20 protein-coding genes are annotated in these 18,810 nt (G+C 71.1%); 10 read left to right on the top strand and 10 right to left on the bottom strand.

Annotation, left to right across the window (positions count from 1 at the left end; genetic code table 11):
- From Q0L54_RS05450 to Q0L54_RS05440, 3 genes are all read left to right on the top strand, one after another.
- On the top strand, positions 1-222 hold a 222-nt coding region (locus Q0L54_RS05450), incomplete at its 5' end, for a hypothetical protein (RefSeq protein WP_296666072.1).
- Positions 219-1,109: a hypothetical protein gene (locus Q0L54_RS05445; protein ID WP_296666070.1), complete on the top strand. Its 891-nt coding sequence runs from the start codon at positions 219-221 to the stop codon at positions 1,107-1,109. The genes Q0L54_RS05450 and Q0L54_RS05445, both read left to right, overlap by 4 nt.
- On the top strand, positions 1,106-2,047 hold the full coding sequence (locus Q0L54_RS05440; protein WP_296666069.1) for a hypothetical protein: 942 nt from the start codon (positions 1,106-1,108) through the stop codon (positions 2,045-2,047). Before Q0L54_RS05445 ends, Q0L54_RS05440 begins: the two co-directional genes overlap by 4 nt.
- Here the strand turns inward: Q0L54_RS05440 and Q0L54_RS05435 are convergent.
- Genes Q0L54_RS05435 through Q0L54_RS05425 form a run of 3 tightly spaced genes read right to left on the bottom strand, consistent with a single transcriptional unit; the run spans position 2,001 to position 5,633 of the window.
- Positions 2,001-2,903 (bottom strand): carbohydrate kinase family protein, encoded by a 903-nt coding sequence (locus tag Q0L54_RS05435; RefSeq protein ID WP_296666068.1) that lies wholly within the window; start codon positions 2,901-2,903, stop codon positions 2,001-2,003. The genes Q0L54_RS05440 and Q0L54_RS05435 overlap by 47 nt on opposite strands.
- A complete protein-coding gene (locus tag Q0L54_RS05430; RefSeq protein ID WP_296666066.1) occupies positions 2,896-3,933 on the bottom strand; it encodes a LacI family DNA-binding transcriptional regulator in 1,038 nt (345 codons plus the stop codon). Before Q0L54_RS05430 ends, Q0L54_RS05435 begins: the two co-directional genes overlap by 8 nt.
- Positions 3,934-3,980: 47 nt before the next feature.
- Positions 3,981-5,633 (bottom strand): glycoside hydrolase family 13 protein, encoded by a 1,653-nt coding sequence (locus Q0L54_RS05425; protein WP_296666065.1) that lies wholly within the window; start codon positions 5,631-5,633, stop codon positions 3,981-3,983.
- Between the two features lie 241 nt (positions 5,634-5,874).
- Between Q0L54_RS05425 and ribA the strand changes: the two genes are divergently transcribed.
- From ribA to Q0L54_RS05410, 3 genes are all read left to right on the top strand, one after another.
- Entirely contained in the window at positions 5,875-6,579 is a 705-nt protein-coding gene (gene ribA / locus Q0L54_RS05420; RefSeq protein ID WP_296666064.1) for a GTP cyclohydrolase II, read from the top strand.
- A 92-nt stretch (positions 6,580-6,671) separates the two neighbouring features.
- Complete coding sequence (locus Q0L54_RS05415) at positions 6,672-7,751, top strand: DUF2235 domain-containing protein (protein ID WP_296666063.1); 1,080 nt, start codon at positions 6,672-6,674, stop codon at positions 7,749-7,751.
- Between the two features lie 204 nt (positions 7,752-7,955).
- Positions 7,956-8,585: an MBL fold metallo-hydrolase gene (locus Q0L54_RS05410; RefSeq protein ID WP_296666062.1), complete on the top strand. Its 630-nt coding sequence runs from the start codon at positions 7,956-7,958 to the stop codon at positions 8,583-8,585.
- Positions 8,586-8,673: 88 nt separating this feature from the next.
- On the opposite strand, the gene Q0L54_RS05405 is transcribed toward Q0L54_RS05410, so the two are convergent.
- From Q0L54_RS05405 to Q0L54_RS05375, 7 genes are all read right to left on the bottom strand, one after another.
- Positions 8,674-9,456 (bottom strand): ATP-binding cassette domain-containing protein, encoded by a 783-nt coding sequence (locus Q0L54_RS05405; RefSeq protein ID WP_296666061.1) that lies wholly within the window; start codon positions 9,454-9,456, stop codon positions 8,674-8,676.
- 5 nt (positions 9,457-9,461) lie between these two features.
- Positions 9,462-10,568: an ABC transporter permease gene (locus Q0L54_RS05400; protein ID WP_296666060.1), complete on the bottom strand. Its 1,107-nt coding sequence runs from the start codon at positions 10,566-10,568 to the stop codon at positions 9,462-9,464.
- A 26-nt stretch (positions 10,569-10,594) separates the two neighbouring features.
- The gene (locus tag Q0L54_RS05395) at positions 10,595-11,611 is read right to left on the bottom strand and encodes a sugar ABC transporter substrate-binding protein (RefSeq protein WP_296666059.1); all 1,017 of its coding nucleotides are present in this window, start codon (positions 11,609-11,611) and stop codon (positions 10,595-10,597) included.
- Positions 11,612-11,763: 152 nt separating this feature from the next.
- Positions 11,764-12,654, bottom strand: coding sequence for an NAD(P)H-dependent oxidoreductase (locus tag Q0L54_RS05390; protein WP_296666057.1), 891 nt, complete (start codon positions 12,652-12,654; stop codon positions 11,764-11,766).
- 72 nt (positions 12,655-12,726) lie between these two features.
- Positions 12,727-13,668, bottom strand: a complete 942-nt coding sequence (locus tag Q0L54_RS05385; RefSeq protein WP_296666056.1) for a ketopantoate reductase family protein — start codon at positions 13,666-13,668, stop codon at positions 12,727-12,729.
- Positions 13,665-14,636, bottom strand: coding sequence for a heme-binding protein (locus Q0L54_RS05380; RefSeq protein WP_296666054.1), 972 nt, complete (start codon positions 14,634-14,636; stop codon positions 13,665-13,667). The genes Q0L54_RS05385 and Q0L54_RS05380 overlap by 4 nt, the downstream gene beginning before the upstream one ends.
- Before the next feature lie 88 nt (positions 14,637-14,724).
- Positions 14,725-15,483 (bottom strand): SDR family oxidoreductase, encoded by a 759-nt coding sequence (locus Q0L54_RS05375; RefSeq protein WP_296666053.1) that lies wholly within the window; start codon positions 15,481-15,483, stop codon positions 14,725-14,727.
- Positions 15,484-15,839: 356 nt separating this feature from the next.
- On the opposite strand from Q0L54_RS05375, the gene Q0L54_RS05370 reads away from it, so the two are divergent.
- The 4 genes from Q0L54_RS05370 to Q0L54_RS05355 all read left to right on the top strand — a co-directional run.
- Entirely contained in the window at positions 15,840-16,610 is a 771-nt protein-coding gene (locus Q0L54_RS05370; protein WP_296666051.1) for an SDR family NAD(P)-dependent oxidoreductase, read from the top strand.
- Positions 16,607-17,998: an FAD-binding oxidoreductase gene (locus Q0L54_RS05365; protein WP_296666049.1), complete on the top strand. Its 1,392-nt coding sequence runs from the start codon at positions 16,607-16,609 to the stop codon at positions 17,996-17,998. The genes Q0L54_RS05370 and Q0L54_RS05365 overlap by 4 nt, the downstream gene beginning before the upstream one ends.
- Positions 17,991-18,413, top strand: coding sequence for a VOC family protein (locus tag Q0L54_RS05360; RefSeq protein WP_296666047.1), 423 nt, complete (start codon positions 17,991-17,993; stop codon positions 18,411-18,413). The genes Q0L54_RS05365 and Q0L54_RS05360 overlap by 8 nt, the downstream gene beginning before the upstream one ends.
- Positions 18,410-18,810, top strand: a 401-nt coding sequence (locus Q0L54_RS05355; RefSeq protein ID WP_296666046.1) for an MFS transporter, incomplete at its 3' end; no start/stop codon positions are given. The genes Q0L54_RS05360 and Q0L54_RS05355, both read left to right, overlap by 4 nt.

Here is an 18,810-nt window from a genome sequence, read left to right as displayed (position 1 = left end):
TGGGTGCTCGCCACGGATCTGCGCGGCGCGATGGCGCTGCGCGGAACGGCGCGCGACACGGACGTGCTGCCCGCCGATATCCGTGAACTCGGCGTCATTGCTGAGATTCTTGGTGCACGGGAGACGGGTTCCGAGCTCGACGAGCGCTACTCGCGCGCATCGCGCCGGGCGCGCGCCGTCACGGAGCGTGTGTTCTTTGGCTGGGAGGGGAATCGTCCATGAAGTGGGTCAACACCGTCATCTCCGCAATCCTGATCCTCATGGGAGCGGCGTCGATCGCCCTGTGGGCAGTGAGCACGGTCGCCGTCAGTGCCGTCGAGGACGGCACCGCCGTGCACGGTATCGCGGTGCGGGCGCTCGACGATCCCGAGATCGTGGCCGCCCTGGGCGAGACCCTCGCGGACGGCGCCGTGGACGCGCTCGCCGAGCGGGGCATCGACCCGTCGCGACTCGGGCTCGAGCGGGCCCTGCGGACCCTGATCGAGAACGAGGTGGCCACGGACGAGTTCCGCGACGCGCTGCTCGAGCAGATCGACGCCGGCCACGAGCAGTTCGCCACCCAGTTGACGCGGGTGCTCGGGGAGCCCGCTCCGCTGGTGCTCGAGGTGGACCCGTCGGCCTACGTCAACACCCGCATCGCGTCGATCCCGGTGGTCGGCGCCGGCATCCCGCCGATCACCATGCCGCCCCTGCCCGTCGAGGTGCTCGACGCCCAGACGTTCGAAGACGTGCGCAGCGTTTACAGCCTCATGGAGCTCGCCTCGCCTTGGGCGCTGTGGCTGGGGATCGCCTTCATCGTCATCGGGATGTTCGTGACCCTGAGATTCCGGTGGTTCCTGGCGAAGACGGGCCTCGCCATCGGTGCCGTCACCGGTGGACTGTGGCTGATTCTCCGGCTCTGGGGCGTCGACGGCATCGTCCGGGTGCTGCCCGGCCGCTCGGGTGGCAGCCTGGGAACCCTGCTCACGCGGGTCATGACCGAGGAGACCGTGCCGGCGCTCGAGAGCCGGCTCCTGGTGGTCGCCGCGGCTGCCTTGATCCTGGCGCTGGCGTTCTTCATGATCGGCATCCTCACGATGCCGCGGGGCAAGCAACCAGCGCGGCCGTGAGCATCGTCCGCTCCATCGCGGCGGCGTTCGCCGCCATCCTCGGCGTGATGCTCGTCATCGTGGGCATGCTGTGCTTCGAGACGGACCGCGCCATCACCTCCGGCTCTGCGGCTCAAACCGTGGTCGCCTCGGTACTGGACGATCAGAGCGTGGTGGACGGCGCCTCCGCGGCCATCACCACGGAGCTGATCGCCCGCGCTCAGGAGGCGACCGAGTCCCGTGCCGTGGACCTGGCGCTGCGGGCGTTCCGGGGCTCCATCGAGGATCTGGTGTCGCAGGCGCTGAGCTCCGACCCGGTGCGTCGGGGAGCCGAGGCGGGCGCCGACCGGCTCGAGGCCCGCCTGTTGGAGGAGCTCACCGCCAGGGACCGCCCGAGCGCGCCATTCTCCGTCTCCATCGATGTCGCGGCTCGCCTCAACGATCGCCTCGACCAGGTACCGCTCGTGGGGCGGTTCCTCCCCGACGTGCAGATGGCTCCCGTGGAGCAGGAGCTGATCGATGCGACCACCTTCGACCAGGTGCGCACCGCGTATGCCGTGATCCGGTTCGGTGGCAACTGGTTCGTCTGGTTCGGGCTCGTAGGCATCGTGATCGGCGCCTTCGCGGCGCGCCGCCGGGGCTGGTACCTGGGGAGCGCCGCGCTGGGCATGGGAGTTCTCGCGCTGGCGATCGCCTTCGCGCTGGGCTCGGTCGCGCCCGCGACCATCGCGAAGGCGATGCCGGGCGGCGAGCAGGGCGGCGTCGGCGTGTTCGTGTCGAACTTCCTGTCCGACACCGCGCTGGTGCCGTTCACCACCATCATGCTGTGGCTCGGGTCCGTGGCGTTGCTGCTCGCGATCGCGTTCGTGGTCCTGGCCCGACTCCTGCCCGACTGGAATCCGATCCAGGCGGTCAGGGATCTTCGCGCTCGAGCAGCGGAGAGATCTGCGGGCTCGTGACCGCCCGCGCCGCCTGAGCGGCGCCCGCTGCCAGCGCCTCAGCGAGCTGCGACCCGACGAGGGCCCGGGCGCCGCCGGCCCTCAGCGCGTAGGCCATCACGCCGGCAGCGAAGGCGTCGCCCGCACCGTTCGAGTCGACAGCCGTCACGCGCGGCGCTGCGCCCGCGACCATCACGCCGTCCGAGCCCATGGCGATGGCGCCGTTCGCGCCCAGGGTGCACACCGCGAGCGTCTTCCCGCCCCCGACCAGGGTCCGCAGGTACGCCGCGGGGTCGCCGATCCGATCGCCGTTCATGATCACCACGTCGGCCGCCTCGCGGAACGGCTGGTGGAATTCCTCGATGCCGTCGTAGTCGTGCAGGTCCACCCACACCTCGCCGCCGAGCGCGGACGCCTCGGGGATCAGCGCGCGTGACAGCGTGGAGAGATCCAGGAAGACGGCGCGCGCGGCACCCATCGCGGCGATGGCCGTGGCCCGCGCGCGGCGAAGCTCCGCCGGACCCACCTCGCCGCAGGCCTGCAGGTAGATCGACACGCGCTCGCCTGCGGCCGACATGAGATTGAGATGCCGCTCGGAGGGGCCGTCCGTGAGGACGGCGCGCACGTCGACGCCGCACCGCCGCAGGCGTGCCATGAGCTGCTCGCCCGTCGCATCGTCCCCACGCGTGGTGAGCAGCGTGGTGGGGACCCCCACGTCGGTGAGGTGGAGTGCCTTGCCGGCGGAGGTGCCGCCGAGCGCCGGCATGAAGGACCGTGCGAACACGGTGTGGGGTTCGGGCCGGGGAAGCGTGTCGAGGTGCACCAGGAGGTTCTCGCTGGTGGGGCCCACCACGAGGACCTCGCCGGCGTCAGTCACGCGCGCGGGCGGCGGGCACGGCGGTGCTTCTGCGCACCCGCAGGTCGTACGGCAGGTCCAGATCGGCGTGCTCCGCCCCGGCGGCGTCGGGCCCCAGCTCGGCGAGCAGCGCCTCGGCGGCGAGCCTGCCCTGCTGGACGGGGTGCTGATCCACGGTGGTGAGCTCGAAGAACTGACCCAGCTCGTGGCCGTCGATGCCCACCACGGAGAGATCCTCCGGGATCCGCAACCCCAGTCCACGGGCGGCGAGGATCGCGCCGATCGCCATCTCGTCCGAGGCCGCAAAGATCGCGGTGGGTCGCCGGCGGGGGTCGCCCAGGATCTGCAGCGTCGCCTCGTAGCCGCCCTGAAGGGTGAAATCGGCCTCGACTCTCAGCGCCGCATCGGCGTCGATCCCGACCTCGGCCAGCGCATCCTCATAGCCCTGGCGCCGGTGCGCGGCCATGTGGAAGTCGGGGTTGGGTTCCTCCGCGCCGCCAATGAGCGCGACGCGTCGGTGACCCAGCGACGTGAGATGCGCGGTCGCCAGTTCCGCGACCGCGCGGTCGTCGATGCTGAGCGTGGTCACCCCGGCGAGCGGACCGCCGAGGCCCACCATCGGCTTCTTCAAGTCATGGATGCGCGACAGCTCTTCATCGGTGAGCTCCAGACTTACCGCGATGAAGGCGTCCACACGCTTGCGCTGCAGGAACTCCTCGAACAGGCGCTGGCGCCTCTCCGGGTGCCGGACCGTGTCCTCGAGGTGGTAGAGCGTGAGGTCGTAGCCGGCGTCGGCAAGGGCGCGGTGGGTTCCCTTGAGCACCGAGGCGTAGTACCAGCTGCTGAGGAACGGCATCACCATCCCGACGTTGCGGGTACGCCCCGAGGCGAGCGATGAGGCGGTGGCCGAGGCCACGTAGCCCAGTTCCCGCGCGGCGTCGGTCACGCGCTTGCGCGTGCTCGCGGAGACGGTGGCCTTGCCTGCCAGGGCTCGGGAGACGGTGGCGGTCGACACTCCGGCCAGGTCTGCGACCCGCTGGATCGTCGCCACCGTGGCTCCCTCCCTCGACGCCCCCCGGCGCCGTGTTGTCGGGAATCCTACTCGGGCTTGCGGACCCAGACCGTCGTGTCCGCCGGCAGTCGCCCACCCTCGAGGGGCGACGATGCGATGAGCACGTCCCCAGACACGTCCACGGGGGCGCCGGAGACGTTGGCGATCACGCGCACCGGGCCGTTGTCGTGGATGAGCACGCCCAGGGGGGAGTCCTGCCACGCGACGTCCCCGGTGCCGAGGCGGTGCTCCCGACGCAGCCGCAGAGTCGAGCGATACATCTCGAGGGTCGACCCGGGCACGCCGGTCTGGACGTCGCGCGCGAGCTGCTTCCACGTCGCAGGCTGAGGCAGCCAGGTGGCACCCGTGTCGTTGAAGCCGTACGCGGGTGCGTCGGACTCCCACGGGACCGGCACGCGGCAGCCGTCGCGACCGTAGCGCTCGCCACCGGTGCGGAACCACGACGGATCCTGCCGGGCCGAGCCGGGGATGTCGGTGGCCTCCGGGAGCCCCAGCTCCTCGCCCTGGTACACGTAGGCGCTTCCCGGCAGCGACAGCATGAGCAGCGACGCTGCCCGTGCACGCCGGATGCCGTGGTCGAGGTCGGGAAGGCCCGGCGTGTCGGGTCCGACCCCATGGCCGTGCGGGAGCTCGACGCCGAGCGCAAGTCGCGTCGCGTGGCGGACGATGTCGTGGTTGGAGAGCACCCAGGTGCTGGGGGCTCCCACGCCGCCGAACGTCTCGAGGGAGTCGTCGATCACGGTGCGCAGGGCAGGCGCGTCCCAGGGCGACTCCATGTAGCCGAAGTTGAACGTCTGGTGCATCTCGTCCGGACGGACCCAGTTGGCCATCAGCTCGAGCGGGGAGACCCACGCCTCTGCGATGAGGATGCGGTCGCCGGGGTACGAGTCGGTGATGCGCCGCCACCGCCGCCACACCTCGTGCACGCCGTCCTGTGCCAGGTACGGGGCGAGCGTCGCGGATTCCCCCGCGACCGACGTGTCGCTGTCCTCGCGGCGGTAGTCGGGGAGGCCCGCCGCCTTGATGAGGCCGTGTGCGACATCGACGCGGAACCCGTCGACTCCACGGTCCAGCCAGAAGCGCAGCACGCTGTCGAACTCGGCGCGCACCTCCTCGAGCTCCCAGTTGAGGTCCGGCTGCGAGGAGTCGAACAGGTGGAGGTACCACTGGCCCGGGGCTCCGTCCGCCTCGGTGACGCGGGTCCACGCGGGTCCGCCGAAGATGGCCTCCCAGTTGTTCGGCGGCAGGTCGCCGCGCGCTCCCGCGCCGTCGCGGAACATGTAGCGGTTGCGCTCCGGGGACCCGGGCGCGGAGGCGAGGGCCGCCTGGAACCACGCGTGCTGGTCGCTGGTGTGGTTGGGCACGATGTCCGCGATGACGCGCAGGCCCAGGCCGTGGGCGCGGGCGACCATCTGGTCGAAGTCCGCGAGGGTGCCGAACAGCGGGTCGACGTCACGGAAGTCGGACACGTCGTAGCCGGCGTCCTTCTGCGGCGAGGTGTAGAACGGCGACAGCCATACCGCGTCGACACCGAGCTCGGCGAGGTCCTGGAGGCGCGACGTGATGCCGGGCAGGTCGCCCACGCCGTCGCCGTTCGAATCGGCGAACGAACGCGGGTAGATCTGGTACGTGACGGCGGAACGCCACCATTCGGCGTCGCGGGCGTGGGTCGGGGTCACGGTGTCCTCTCAGGATGGCGGCGTGCGGATCGGTGTGCAGGATCGTCGCGGGACAATGTAAGCGCTTACAGCGCCCCGACGCAAACCCGCGACGGCGTGTCCACCGACCGCGCCGCGCGCGCCGTCCCGTCACCGCGCGGCGCCGCTTTCTTGCGGCTTTCCTGCGGCGGGAAATATGCGCGTGCATGTAGTTGTTGGGACAACCACACGCCGCGCGCCAGCGCCCTGAGATGGAGAAGCCATGACCGTCACGTGCCCGATCCTCAACCGCCGCGTCTCCCGCCTGCCGGAGCAGTCGTTCGAGCCGTCGCCCGCCTCCGTTCGCACCGCCGTGACGGTGCCGCTGCGGTTCTCAGACGATTACCGCGCCACGGGTCGAGTCATGACGTTCGAAGGGCTCGTCGACGGCAAGGAGCACCTGCTGATCGGTCTGGGCGACTGGGAGGGCGCGCTCGCCCGGTCCGCCGCCGGGGGAGAGGCGCCCCTGGTGCGCCCGCACTCGGAGTGCCTCACGGGCGACGTCCTGGGTTCGGAGCGCTGCGACTGCGGGCCCCAGCTGCGCGAGGCCGTCGAGCGCATCGCCGAGGTGGGCGGCTTCCTGGTGTACCTCCGCCAGGAGGGGCGTGGCATCGGCCTCTACGCGAAGCTCGACGCCTACGCGCTGCAGGACGACGGGCTCGACACCTACGAGGCGAACGTCGCCCTGGGGCGTGGCGAGGACGAGCGTGACTACGCGCCGGCGGCTCAGATGCTTCGCGCCCTGGGCGCCGATCGCATCCGCCTGCTCAGCAACAACCCCGACAAGGCCGCGCAGCTCGAGCTGCTCGGCGTGCGTGTGGAGCAGCGCGTCAGCACCGGCGTGCACCTCACCGACGCCAACGCGCGCTACCTGGTGGCCAAGGTGGACCGCACGGGGCACTCCCTGGCGCTTCCCGCCTTCGGTTAGGCGTACGCCCGCGCCCCGCGCGCATCGTCCCGTTGACACGCCGCCGCCGGCGGCGTGTGATGGAGGGCGAGGGCGTGTCGGGGGAGGGCATCGTGACCAAGCGGATCGTGCTGTGCTGTGACGGCACCTGGAACCGTCCGGACCAGAGCAAGGACGGCACGGCGACGCCTACCAACGTCACCAAGCTTGCGGCCGCCATCGCGCGCGAGGATCAGCACGGCATGCGCCAGGTGGTGGTCTACCACCGCGGCGTCGGGACGTACGCGGGCGAGCGGCTGCTCGGGGGAGCGTTCGGCGTGGGTCTGTCGCGCATCGTCCGGTCCGCCTATCGCGACCTGCTCGCCGAGTACGAACCGGGCGACGAGCTCTTCCTCGTGGGCTTCAGCCGCGGCGCGTACGTCGCGCGGTCCGTGGGCGGCCTCATCCGCAACTGCGGGATCCTGCGACCCGCGCATGCGGACCGGCTCGACGATGCGTACGAGCTGTACCGATCGCGCGCCTACGGGCCGCACTCCGTCGAGTCGCAGCTGTTTCGACGCTCGTACTCCCACGAGGACCTGGGGGTGCGCTTCATCGGCGTGTGGGACACGGTGGGCTCGCTGGGCCTGCCGTGGAGCGGCGTGCCGTTCATCAAGTGGTTCAACAAGCGATGGAGCTTCCACGACACCAAGCTGTCCGGCACCGTGGCCGCCGCCTACCAGGCGTTGTCGATCAACGAGTTGCGCGAGCCCTTCGCGCCCGCGGTCTGGCAGCTCCCGGACCCGGAGCCGGGCCAGAGGCTGGAGCAGGTGTGGTTCGCCGGCGACCACTCGAACGTGGGCGGCGGACATCGGGATTCGGGGCTGTCGGACATCGCGCTCGGATGGATGGCGGCGAGGGCGCGGGAGAACGGGTTGGAGCTGACGCCCGGCTCCTTCGCGGCGGGGGCCGATGCGGTGGTCGGGGACGACGAACTGCTGCGGTTCGCTCCCAACCCGAGGGGGGAGATCGGCAATGCGCGGAAGGGCTTCTACAAGCTGTGGCGGCCCTTCGTGAGGGCGATCGGGGTCGCGGACCGTGGCCACGAGTTCCTGGCGTCGACCGCGGTCGCGCGCTACTCCGACGATCCCGCGGGCACTCCGCGGAATCTTGCCGACGCCCTGACCGCGCCGCACCGGGTCATGGAGGTGTGAGGCGCACGTCGCCCGCCCGGCGCCCGCCCGGCGCCGGCGTGCCGTCAATTCTGAGGATGAGTGCCCATATGAGGCGGAAGTCCGGCACTCGCAGTCGGAGTTGACGCACCGGCGCGACTATGCTCATTTGGTGGAAGCCGTGTTCGCAGGATGAAAGCGAACCGCGTCCGGCGTGCGCGGCGGGCGGCATGAGGAAGGAGTCCCGTGAAGCTCACCCACCTTGGCCACGCTTGCTTGCTGGTGCAGACCGCTGGCGCGCGCCTGCTCATCGATCCGGGCACGCTGTCGTCCTTCGACCACGTCCGCGATCTCGACGCCGTGCTCGTCACGCATCAGCACGCCGACCATGTGGACGTCACGCGCCTCGGCCCGCTGCTCGAGCACAACCCGGGCGCCACGCTGGTAGTCGACGCGGACACGGCACCGTTGGTGGCCGACTTGCCACGCACGGCGGTGGTGGCGCGGCCCGGCGACCGGCTGACCTTCGGCGGATGCGTGGTGGACGTGCTGGGAGACCTGCACGCGCCGGTGTACGCCGACTTTCCCGGCTGCACCAACGCCGCGTACCTCATCGACGGCGGTGCCCTGCTCCACCCGGGCGACTCGTTCACCATCCCGGCCGGGCCGGTCGACGTGCTGGCCGTCGCGGTGGACGGCCCCTGGCTCAAGCTGGCCGAGGCGGTCGACTACGTGCGCGCCGTCGGGCCGCGGGTCGCCGTGCCGATGCACGAGGGGGAGACCGCCGACCCGGCCAAGTACGCCGGCATGCTCGCCGCTTTCAGCCTCGAGGGCGTGGTGCGCAGGCTGACCTTGGGCGAGGCCGCGGAGCTCTGAGCGGCGCAGTTCCGACAGCACGATGCTCACCGGACAGCACGATGCCGGCGGGGGACCGTGTCCCACCGCCGGCATCGGCCTCGCTGCGTCAGCTGAACATCGAGGGCCGGGACCCCGTGATCCATCCGACGAGGTGGTCGTTCTCGGCCTCCTTGGTGGCGATGTCCGCGACCTTGCGACCGCGGTTGAGGACCGCGATCCTGTCGCAGACCGCCGTGGCGAGCGGCAGGTTGTGCGTCACCAGCACGATCGCGATCCCTTGGTCGGCCATGCGTCGGATGAGCGCCTGAACCTGTTGGGTCTGCTCGTAGCCGAGCGCCGCGGTGGGCTCGTCGAGCAGCAGCACGCCGCTGGCATCGCCCGTCAGCCTGGTGGCGCTCCGCGCGAGGGCCACGACCTGGCGTTGACCTCCGGAGAGCATCTCCACGGGGCGGGTCATCGCGGCCGTCCTGACGCCCAGCTTGTCCAGTTCGCCCTCGGACCGGCGCCGCTGCGCCCGGTGGTCGACGAAGCCGAGCAGGCCGAAGATGCCGGGGCGCAGGATCTCGCGGCCGATGTTCAGGTTGGTCGCGATGTCGAGCGCCTCAACCAGGGCGAGGTCCTGATAGACCATCTGGATCCCGGCATGCGTCGCGTCGCTCGGGGCGTGGAACTCGACCTTCTCGCCGTGGACGCGCAAGGTGCCGCCGGTGGGCCGATGGGCGCCCGACATGATCTTGAGGAGTGTCGACTTGCCGGCGCCGTTGTCGCCCAGCAGGCCGACCACCTCGCCCTGCGCGACATGGAAGTCGATCGTGTCCAAGGCGCGCACGTAGCCGTAGTGCATGTCGACGCCTTCGAGCTCGAGCGCCGCCGTGGTGGTGGGAGTCATGGGGGTCACCTCGTTCCCGTGTGGACCGACGCCTGAGCGGTCGCCATGAGCCGACGCGACACCGTCATCGAGCCCCAGCGGTCGAGCAACAGCGACCCGATGAGGAGCACGCCGGTCACGCCGGTCGCCCAGTAGGGCTGAACGCCCTTGATGGTCAGGCCGTTCGCGATGGTCGCGAGCACCAGCGCACCCACGAGCACTCGAGGCAGGCTGCCTCGGCCGCCCACCAGCGAGACGCCGGCGAGCGCGACGGCCGTGAGTGCGGTGAAGATGAGCGCGGGGCTCGCCGCGGGGTTCGCCTCGGTGACCTGCGCCGCGGTGACGAGGCCGCCGAGGGCCGCGCAGCTGCTGCTGATCATGAACGCGAGCACCCGGTACCGGTCGCTGTGAATGCCGGAGCGGCGCACCGCCTCGGCGCTGCCACCCACGGCCATCAGGCGAATGCCGTCGCGGGTCTTGGTGAGGAAGACCGTGCCGACGATGAACAGCCCGGCGACGATCCACACCGGTGCGGGGATCCCGAGGTAGCGTTCGGTCCCCATGAAGTCCAAGGCGGATAGCCCGGGGATCGTGTAGCCGCCGGCCACGATCGACGCCAGCGCCGAGGTGATCGACAGCATCGCGATGGTGACGATGATGGGGTTGAACCCGCGCAGCGAGATGAGTCCGTTGACCAGACCCACGGCCGCGCCGATCGCCATTCCAGTCACCAGGGCGAGCCACACGGGGAGGCCGTTGACCACCATCCAGCCGGTCACGCAGCTGGCGAGCGCGGCGACGCCGGGGATGGAGAGGTCGAGCGCCCCGCAGATGATGCCCACTGCCACGCCTGCGGCGAAGATCGCGCTGATCGCTGCGGCATTGGCGATGAGGATCGCATTGTTGAGGGATGCGAAGTACGGGCTGCACCAGATCGAGAATCCGATGATCAACGCGAGCCACAGCACGAAGATGCCGCGATCGCGAATGAAGATCAGGATCCGCACCGTGGCGCTGTCCTTGGCGGGGGCCTCCGGCCGCGTGGCGCCGGGGGTGAGGTTCGGCGTCGCCGCCGTGGCGGCCCCCGGGTTTCCGGGGGCCGCCACGCCGTCAGCCTCAGTGGGCTTGCTCATCATCGTGTCTCGTCACCGATCGCCGGTCAGCTGTCGGCCGTGATGACCTTCTGGGGAACGGTGAGCAGCGGGCCCACCGCGGTCGGGTCGGCCTGCATCGCAGCGAGGGTGTTGAACGACTGCACCATGTCCTCGCCGAACTGCAGCGCGACCGACGCATAGATGGTGCCGTCGGCCACCAGGCCGAGGACCTCGTCGTTGCCGCCGAACTCGGCGATGCAGGGGAGGTCCCGGCCCGCCGCCTTGAAGGCGCCGATGGCCCCGAGCGCGCCCTCGTCGTTCGCCGCGGCGACCACGTTGACGTCCGGCTGGCCCTGCAGGATCGTGCCGACGTCCGTCTGAGAGGCCGCACGGTCGCTGAGGGTCCACTCCTGGACCACCGTCGCACCGGGCGCCGTGGCAGCGAGGGCATCGAGGAAGGACTGGTCGGACTCCTCCTTGCCGGCGGTGCCTGCGGCGGAGGCGCCGTAGATGACCTTGGCGGTGCCGTCAAGCTTCTCGTTGATGCACATGCCGACCTGCTCGCCGAGTGCCGTGCCGCCCGCGGCGTAGTCGATGGTGCCGAATGAGATGCCCGCCTGCGGGCCGTCGAAACCGTAGTCGGCGGGCACGCCGTTGATGAGAACCGGAACGCCCTTCTCCTGCGCCGTGTGGAGCGCCTCGGTCATCGACGGCGGGGCCAGCGCGATGATCCACAGCGCGCCCGCGCGCCCGGACTCGAGAACCTGGGTGACCTGCTGGACCTGCGTGGGCGGGTCGAGGGCCGGATCCTGGACGATGATCTCCCAGCCCTGCTCCTCGCCGTAGTGGGTAAGTCCCTCGGACAGGCCCTTCATCGCGGGGACCTGGAGGCCCACCGGCGAGAAGACGAGCGTCTGGGGAAGCGTGGTCTCCGGGGTCTCCGACTCCATGGCGCTGGGCGACGCGGACGCGCTCGGCGTCTCGTCCCCGCCGGAGGAGCTGCACGCCGTCACGAGCAGCAGCATGGACGCCGCTCCGACGGCAACCGCCGAACGTGAGAGGTATTGACGAGAGGTGTTCACGGGGGATCTCCTTTGATGTCCGCGATCTGTGGTTGCCCTGCTGAGTTTCACATCGTGAAAGTAACTTTCGCTACTTCGGCCCATGGTAGGCCGAGTCGCCATGGGTTGTCTACGACCTGCGTCGTCGTGACGAAAACGTGACTCTAGGGGAGTCATGTCCCCGGCCTGACCACCGGGAAGTCTGCGTAGTCCGCGGCCCTCTCGGCCACGAGCGACGCCTGCGCGGCGTGTGCCCGGGCGGTCTCGACGATCTCCGTGTAGTGCGCCGCCTTCTCCGTCATCGAGATCACGGACGGGGACAGGTCCGTCCACTCGATGCCGTTGCCGGCGAGCCGCCCGCGGGCCCCACATGTCGCGCACTCCACGTCGCTTCCGTGCAGCACCATGACGTCGAGGTGGCACATGGGGCACGCGCCCGGAGGGCCCAAGTACTCGACCCGGTCGCGCGGCGTGCCGATCTGGCTCGCGACGTGGTGGCCCAGATTGCCCGCTCGGGCGACCGCGTCCGGGTCGAGCACCACCGACTTGGGCGTCCCGGCACCTTCGACCACCATCTGGTCGACCACCGCGATGTGCATCGAGAAGGTCAGGGTGTGCATCACGGGCAGCGCCAGAGTCTTCCACTGGGTGGTCAGAGAGCCTCCACACGCGATGAAGCCCGCAACCCGCGGCCGCAGCACGCGCTCATCGACACGGAACGGCACCGCCGGCTCGCCGCCCTTCCGCCGGACCTCGAGCAGGCCCTCGATGATGGCTGCATCCGCATTGGGGCCCAGCAGCCGGTCGCCCAACACCTTGAGTCGCCCGGGCACGGTCCGGCTGATGATGGGCGCGCTGACGATCCATGCGTCACAATCGATCAACTTCTCCCAGAACCAGTCGGCGTCGTCCTGGCCCGGCGCGCCGTCGAGCCGCAGCTCGTCCAGGCGGACCAGCTCGACGGTTGCATCGTCAGCCTCGGCCGCCCGCAGTGCCTCGATCAGCAGGATTTCCGCGCTGCCGCCGGGCATGCCGCACGACAGCCCCAATACGCGACCCGTCATCGTGATGCTCCTCTCCAGTGGTGAGCCCGCGCCGGATGGCGCGGGTCCAAAATTGTTCGGCGGCGACTCATCTCAGTGCGCCGCCGAGGTGGTGGTCCAGCTGCTCTCGAGGCCGTGCACCAACGCCACCATGGCGTCGTGCAGCGGCGTCGCGACGCCCAGGCGAGCCCCCTCGAGCGCGATGCCCCCGTTGAGGACGTCGACCTCGGTCAGGCGACGCGCGGCCACATCCTGCAGCATCGACGGCCGATGCCAATAGGCCTCGCCGATCGCCTCATCGACCGCGTGGTGCGGGTCGCGAATCAGCTCGATCCCCGCGACGGCACACACGGCGAGCGCCTCGGCGATCAATGCGTCGACCTGCGCACGCAGTTCCGGATGGGTGCACACTTGCCCGACGCTGAGCCCGGTCAGCGCGGCCGGCGCGCTCGTGGCCGCGTTGAACACGACCTTGGTCCACTGCGGCCCGCGCGCATCGGCCACCGCGTGGGTGCGCAGCCCGCCCCGCGTAAGCAGCGAAGCCAGCGTCTCGATCTCATCCGTGGGCGCCGGGCTCGGCTCGAACGGCCCGAACCAGGAGTCTCCAGGTGCGTCGTAGCTCACCGTGCCGGGTGCCGTGATGGCGCCGGCCGTCACGATGCTGCCCCGGATGACGCGCTGCACCACCTCCGCCACGGCCTCTTCGTTGCCCAGCCCGTTCTGGACGCTCACCACCGCCGCGTCCCGCAGCGCGTCGCGGGCGGCTCTCACCGCGGCCAACGTGTGGAGCGCCTTGGTGGCGACGATGCCGAAGTCACAGTCAGGCAGCAGGCTCGCGTCGGTGACGGCTCGCACGGGCGCGACGAAGTCGGCGGCGCCCGTCACGCGCAGGCCGGACCGCTCGATCGCGGCGATGTGCTCCTCCCATGGGTCGACGGCCCAGACCTCGACGCCGGGCACTCGCGCCAGGTGCGCCGCGTAGAGGCTGCCGATCGCGCCGCAGCCAAGCACCGCGACGCGCACCGGCGCCGTCACCGCGCCACCTCGCGCGCAATCCCGGCGCAGAGCTCCGGCTCGGCGCCGCCGATCCCGAGGCCTCCCACGACGCGGCCCGCAACCCTGAGCGGCACGCCGCCCGGCGCGGCCAGGAACGCCGTGGGCGCTAGCGAGCCCACGGTGGACACCGACGCCCCGAACATCCCCTCCAGGGCGCCGCTTGCGACCCCGAAGCGCGCGGCCGCGGCGGCCGTCGCCAGTGCGACGTCGACGCCCCCGGCCACGGCATCGTCCATCCTGTCCTGCCGAATCGGATCGCCGCCGCGATCCACGACGGCGACGGACACCGCGACTCCGCGCGCGGATGCCGCCGCCACCACGGCGTCGCACAGATGGGTGGCCCACGCCAACTCTTGCTGGGCGCTCGCCGGTGGTGCGGGGCGCATCCCCAGGCTCTCCCCGGGCGCCACCACCAGGTCACCGAACCGCTCCCGCCACCGTGCCGCGTCGTCCCCGTGCTGTCCCACGTAGGTGAGGCCCAGTGCGTAGGCGATGAGTAGATCTTCGGGATTGGCCGGCTCCCCCTCGGCGCTCACGACCTCGGGTGCGACGCCCGTCGGCAGGAAGGGGCTCACGGTCGCACCCGACGCCGCGATGCCGCCGACCACCACGCCGTCGAGGTGGACCGGCATGCCGCCGGCTCCGGGGAACACTGCCTCGGGTGACACGGCGACGAAGCCCGCCGAGATGGGCGCGGGGAGCGTCGTCATGCGGCGCAGGTGCTCGGTGCTGGGGATCTGCTGCGTCGCGGAGATCCAGGCCTTGGAGCGCGCGCGTGCCATGCCGCCGGGTCCGCCGTGATCGAGCCTCGACGCGGTGATGAGGGCGCCGCTGGCGCCCACCACCGCGATGCCGCCGCGCAGGCCCAGCTGTTCGGCCTTGTCGACCGCGCGCTGGACCAGCGCGCGCGCCTGCGCGAGCGGAAGGTCCCGCGGGTGCGCGCTCATGCGCTAGGCGTGGCGCGCCGGGCGACGGCGGGGGAGTGGTGAGAATGCACGACGGTGTGCCCTTCGATGGTCGGAGTGGGAGGCGCGGTCACACCAGGGTGCGCCCGCCGTCGATGTAGAGGCATTGCCCCGTGATGAAGCCGGCGCGGTCGGACAGCAGAAATGTCACCGCATCGGCGACCTCCTCGGGCCGGCCCAGCCGGCCCGCCGGGACCAGGGCCTCGAGCTCCGCCCGGTGGTCGTCCATATCGAGATACGCGCGCGTGAGGTCGGTCTCGACGTACCCGGGGCCTACGGCGTTGACGGTGATCCCGTGCGGGGCCCACTCCCGCGCCATCACCCGCATCATCTGGTTGATGCCGCCCTTGGACGCCGCGTAAGGCGCGTGGTCCGCATGTGCCAGCAATGCCGAGACGGAGGACACGAACACCATCCGGCCCGAACCCTGGGCAACCATCCGCCGGCCCACCTCTTGACCCAGCCACCATGCCGTGGACAGGTTGAGGGTGATCAGCGACTGCCAGTCGTCGTCGCCGAGGTCCAGCACCGGGCGACGATCGTTGCGCCCGACCGCGTGCAGAAACGCGTGGAGCGGCCCCACCAGATCCGCGGATTCGGCGACCACAGCGCGGCAGGCCTCGGGTGTGGAGACGTCCGCCGTGAGCGTCGCGACCTCGGTGCCCGCGTCCCGCGCGGCGATCGCCACGGCGTCGAGGGCCCCGGCGTCCCGGTCGACCACCACGGTGCGCATCCCGGCGCTCGCCAGACTCACCGCCGTGGCTCCGCCCAGGCCGCCCGCTCCTACGACGAGGGCACCCTTGCCCTCGAGACCCAGCCAATACGCCATGTGCCCACTCTTCCTTGAGTTCTCACATCGTGAAAGTCACTTTCGTCAACAGTAGGCGACATGGCGTGCGCCTGTCCAGATGGACGCGCCCAGCGGGCGGGCCTGTTGGCATCCGTCCTCGCTTGGCTCGCCGAGAGGGACGATGCGATATCGAGTGCGGCGCCCGGGTGGGCGGTGGATTCGCGACGGGGGAGGGGTTACCATCCTAGTGAAAGTTGGTTTCATAAAACGAAAGTCACCCGGTTCGCCGGGTTCCGTCTCGCACAAGGGGGTGCAGTCGTGACCGATCGATCGTCGCAGGTGCCGATCACGCATGGAGGGTTCGCCGGCAACGCCGGGGCCCGGGTGTCCGAACGGTGAGCGGGCGCCTCGAGGGGCTCGCCGTCCTGGTGACCGGGACGGGAGGGGGCATCGGCCGCGCCACCGCGCTGGCATGTGCCCGTGAGGGCGCTCACGTGGTCGGGTGCGACCTCAACCCCGGGCCGTCCGATGAGACGGTCGAGTTGGTGAGGGCCGCCGGTGGCCGCATGGACGCGATCGCGCCGGTGGACCTGTCCACGCCCGAGGGCGCGACGGCATGGGTCGACGCGGCGGCGGCGCTCGCGGGCGGCGTCGACGTGTTGATCAACAACGCGTCCGCGATCCGGTTCGGCGCCATCGATGCGCTGTCCTACGAGGACTGGCAGTTCACGATGCGCAATGAACTCGACATCGTGTTCCTGGTCACGCGCGCGGCGTGGCCGCACCTGGTGGCCCGGGGCGGCGGGTCCGTGGTGAACGTCGCGTCCATCACGGCCTCGCGCGGCGCGTGGTTCATGCCGCAGAACGCCCACGGCGCGGCCAAGGGTGGCGTGCTCGCCCTGACGTACCAATTGGTGGTCGAGGGCGGCCCGCACGCGATCCGGGTCAACGCGGTGTCCCCGGCGATGACCCAGACGCCCCACACCACGCCGATGCTCATGGACCCCGACGGCCCGGCGGAGGAAATCCTCTCGAGGGTGCCGTTGCGGCGCTGGGGCCAGCCCGAGGACGTCGCCAACGCCATCCTGTTCCTGGCCGGCCCGGAATCGCGGCACGTTTCCGGGGCGAACATCCCCGTCGACGGCGGCGCGGCGGTGGTCGGATGAGCGCGGCGGCGGAGGTGCGCGGACGGCTCACGCTGCGCGGCGAGCCCGGCTACGAGCAGGCCCGCGTGGGGCGGGTGTTCAATGCGCGCAAGCCTGACCGGTACCCCGCGGCGGTCCTGGAGGTCGCCGATGCCGAGGATGTGGTGGCCGGTGTGAGGCTCGCCATCGAGCGCGGCTGGGCGGTGAGCGTGCGCTCGGGCGGCCACTCGTGGGCGGCGTGGAGCGTGCGTGACGAGGCGCTGCTGCTGGACCTGGGCGCCCTGCGCGCCATCGAGTACGACGACGCCACAGGCGTCGTCTCAGCCGGCCCGGCGACGATGGGCGCGCTCGAGCTCGCGCCGTTCCTCACCGAGCGGGGGCGAGCGTTCCCTGGCGGCCACTGCGCGACCGTGGGCATCGGCGGATACCTTCTGCAGGGCGGTCAGGGGTGGAACGGCCGTGCACGTGGCTGGGCGTGCGAGAGCATCGTCGCGGTCGACGTGGTCACCGCGGACGGCGAGCACCTACGGGCGGACGCCCGGCAGAACTCCGACCTCTATTGGGCCGCGCGCGGCGCCGGCCCCGGCTTTCCCGGCATCGTCACCCGCTTCCACCTCCAGACCTACGAGGCGCCGAAGGCGATGTGGCACGACACCTGGAGCTTCCACCTCGACGACGCCGAGGCCGTGATCCATTGGCTGCACGAGGTGCTGCCGGCTCTGGACCCGCGCGTCGAGCCCGTGATGGCGGCCACCCGGCTGCCGGATATCCCGCTGTACGAGGGCGTGGAGCACCCGGGCGGCACGGTGCTGCTGCTGCACGCGACGTGCATGGCCGATTCCGACGACGAGGCCGAGGCTCTGCTCGCCGCGCTGGGCACCTGCCCGGTGCTGGGTCGCGAGCTCGGGCACGTGACGGGCCCCACGACCGTGGCGGAGGAGAGCGTTGCGCAGACGGCGCAGAACCCCGAGGGCCACCGGTACGCCGTGGACTGCGCCTGGACCAACGCATCGGCCGATGTGCTGGCCCCGCTGCTGCTCGACATCTGGCGGGAGCTCGACACCGACCACTCGTTCTCCATCTGGTACGGGTGGGCGCCCACGCGGCAGCTGCCGGACATGGCGTTCTCCGTCGAGGGCAACGTGTACGTGGCCACCTATCTGATCTACACGGACGAGCAGGACGATGCGCTCTACCGCTCCCGCGTCCACGAGCGCACCGCGGCGATCGCTCGCGACGGGGGAGTGGGTGTGTATCTGGGCGACACCGACTTCACTGCTCGCCAGGATCGTTTTCTTGACCCCGAGCATTACGCGCGGCTCGAGCAGATCCGGGCCCACCGCGACCCAGCGGGGCGCATCGCCGGCTACCTGACGGCCGACAGGGACGGGCTGAACGTCCATGCCTGACCGGCCGCGCCTCGACCATGTGGGTCTCAACGTCGCGGACCTCGCGGCCGCCACCGCCTGGTATCGGGAGGCGTTCGGCTACGAGGTCGAGTTCGAGGCCCAGGTCGAGGCGATCGGGCTCGAGGTGGTGATGCTGCTGGATCCTGATGGCGGGCGGCTCGAACTGCTGCACCGCGCGGGCTCGCGGCCGGGACCGCGGGCGGTCGATCCCGCCGAGGCGGCGCTCAGCGAGGGCTTCGGGCACATCGCCTTCGACGTCCGAGGTCTGGATCGGACGTTTGAGCGGCTGGTCGAGCTGGGCGCGCGGCCGGTGATGACCCCGCGGCCGTCGCCGGAGCCGGGCGTGCGCATGGCGTTCGTCGCCGACCCCGAAGGGAACCTGGTCGAGCTCCTCGAACGTCCGGGTCCTGGGTGAGTCAGGCCGCGCCGCGGCCCGCGCCGCGCCATCTTGTGCCGCTGCTCGCCGCGTTCACCGCACTCGTGGTCTTCACCACGGACGTCTACATGCCCGTCCTGCCACGCCTGGTCGACGATCTCGCCACCACCGCGGCAGCGGCGGCCGCCACCCTGTCCGCAGTGCTCGTGGGTATAGCGCTCGGGCAGGTGGTGCTCGGTCCGCTCAGCGATGCGGTGGGACGCCGGCTCCCGCTGCTGGTGGGCGGGCTCGCCTACGCCATCGCTCACGTGCTGGCCGCGCTGGCGCCGAACATCGGCATCCTGCTTGGCCTACGCTTCGTCGCCGGGCTCGCGGCCGCCGCGTGCATCGTCGTGACGCGGGCGGTGGTGGCGGACGTGTATCCCGGTGCGGCGGC

The organism is Demequina sp., assembly GCF_024642165.1.
Taxonomy (GTDB): domain Bacteria; phylum Actinomycetota; class Actinomycetes; order Actinomycetales; family Demequinaceae; genus Demequina.
The sequence above is the reverse complement of the archived record's forward strand: the minus strand, read 5'-3'. Positions and strand labels throughout refer to the sequence as shown.

What these genes read in the sequence shown, in the direction of transcription:
- Q0L54_RS05375 (WP_296666053.1), bottom strand. Translation starts at nt 15,483, where the DNA reads ATGGCGTATTGGCTGGGTCTCGAGGGCAAGGGTGCCCTCGTCGTAGGA.
- Q0L54_RS05365 (WP_296666049.1), top strand. Translation starts at nt 16,607, where the DNA reads ATGAGCGCGGCGGCGGAGGTGCGCGGACGGCTCACGCTGCGCGGCGAG.
- Q0L54_RS05380 (WP_296666054.1), bottom strand. Translation starts at nt 14,636, where the DNA reads ATGAGCGCGCACCCGCGGGACCTTCCGCTCGCGCAGGCGCGCGCGCTG.
- Q0L54_RS05445 (WP_296666070.1), top strand. Translation starts at nt 219, where the DNA reads ATGAAGTGGGTCAACACCGTCATCTCCGCAATCCTGATCCTCATGGGA.
- Q0L54_RS05400 (WP_296666060.1), bottom strand. Translation starts at nt 10,568, where the DNA reads ATGAGCAAGCCCACTGAGGCTGACGGCGTGGCGGCCCCCGGAAACCCG.
- Q0L54_RS05360 (WP_296666047.1), top strand. Translation starts at nt 17,991, where the DNA reads ATGCCTGACCGGCCGCGCCTCGACCATGTGGGTCTCAACGTCGCGGAC.
- Q0L54_RS05405 (WP_296666061.1), bottom strand. Translation starts at nt 9,456, where the DNA reads ATGACTCCCACCACCACGGCGGCGCTCGAGCTCGAAGGCGTCGACATG.
- ribA (WP_296666064.1), top strand. Translation starts at nt 5,875, where the DNA reads ATGACCGTCACGTGCCCGATCCTCAACCGCCGCGTCTCCCGCCTGCCG.
- Q0L54_RS05390 (WP_296666057.1), bottom strand. Translation starts at nt 12,654, where the DNA reads ATGACGGGTCGCGTATTGGGGCTGTCGTGCGGCATGCCCGGCGGCAGC.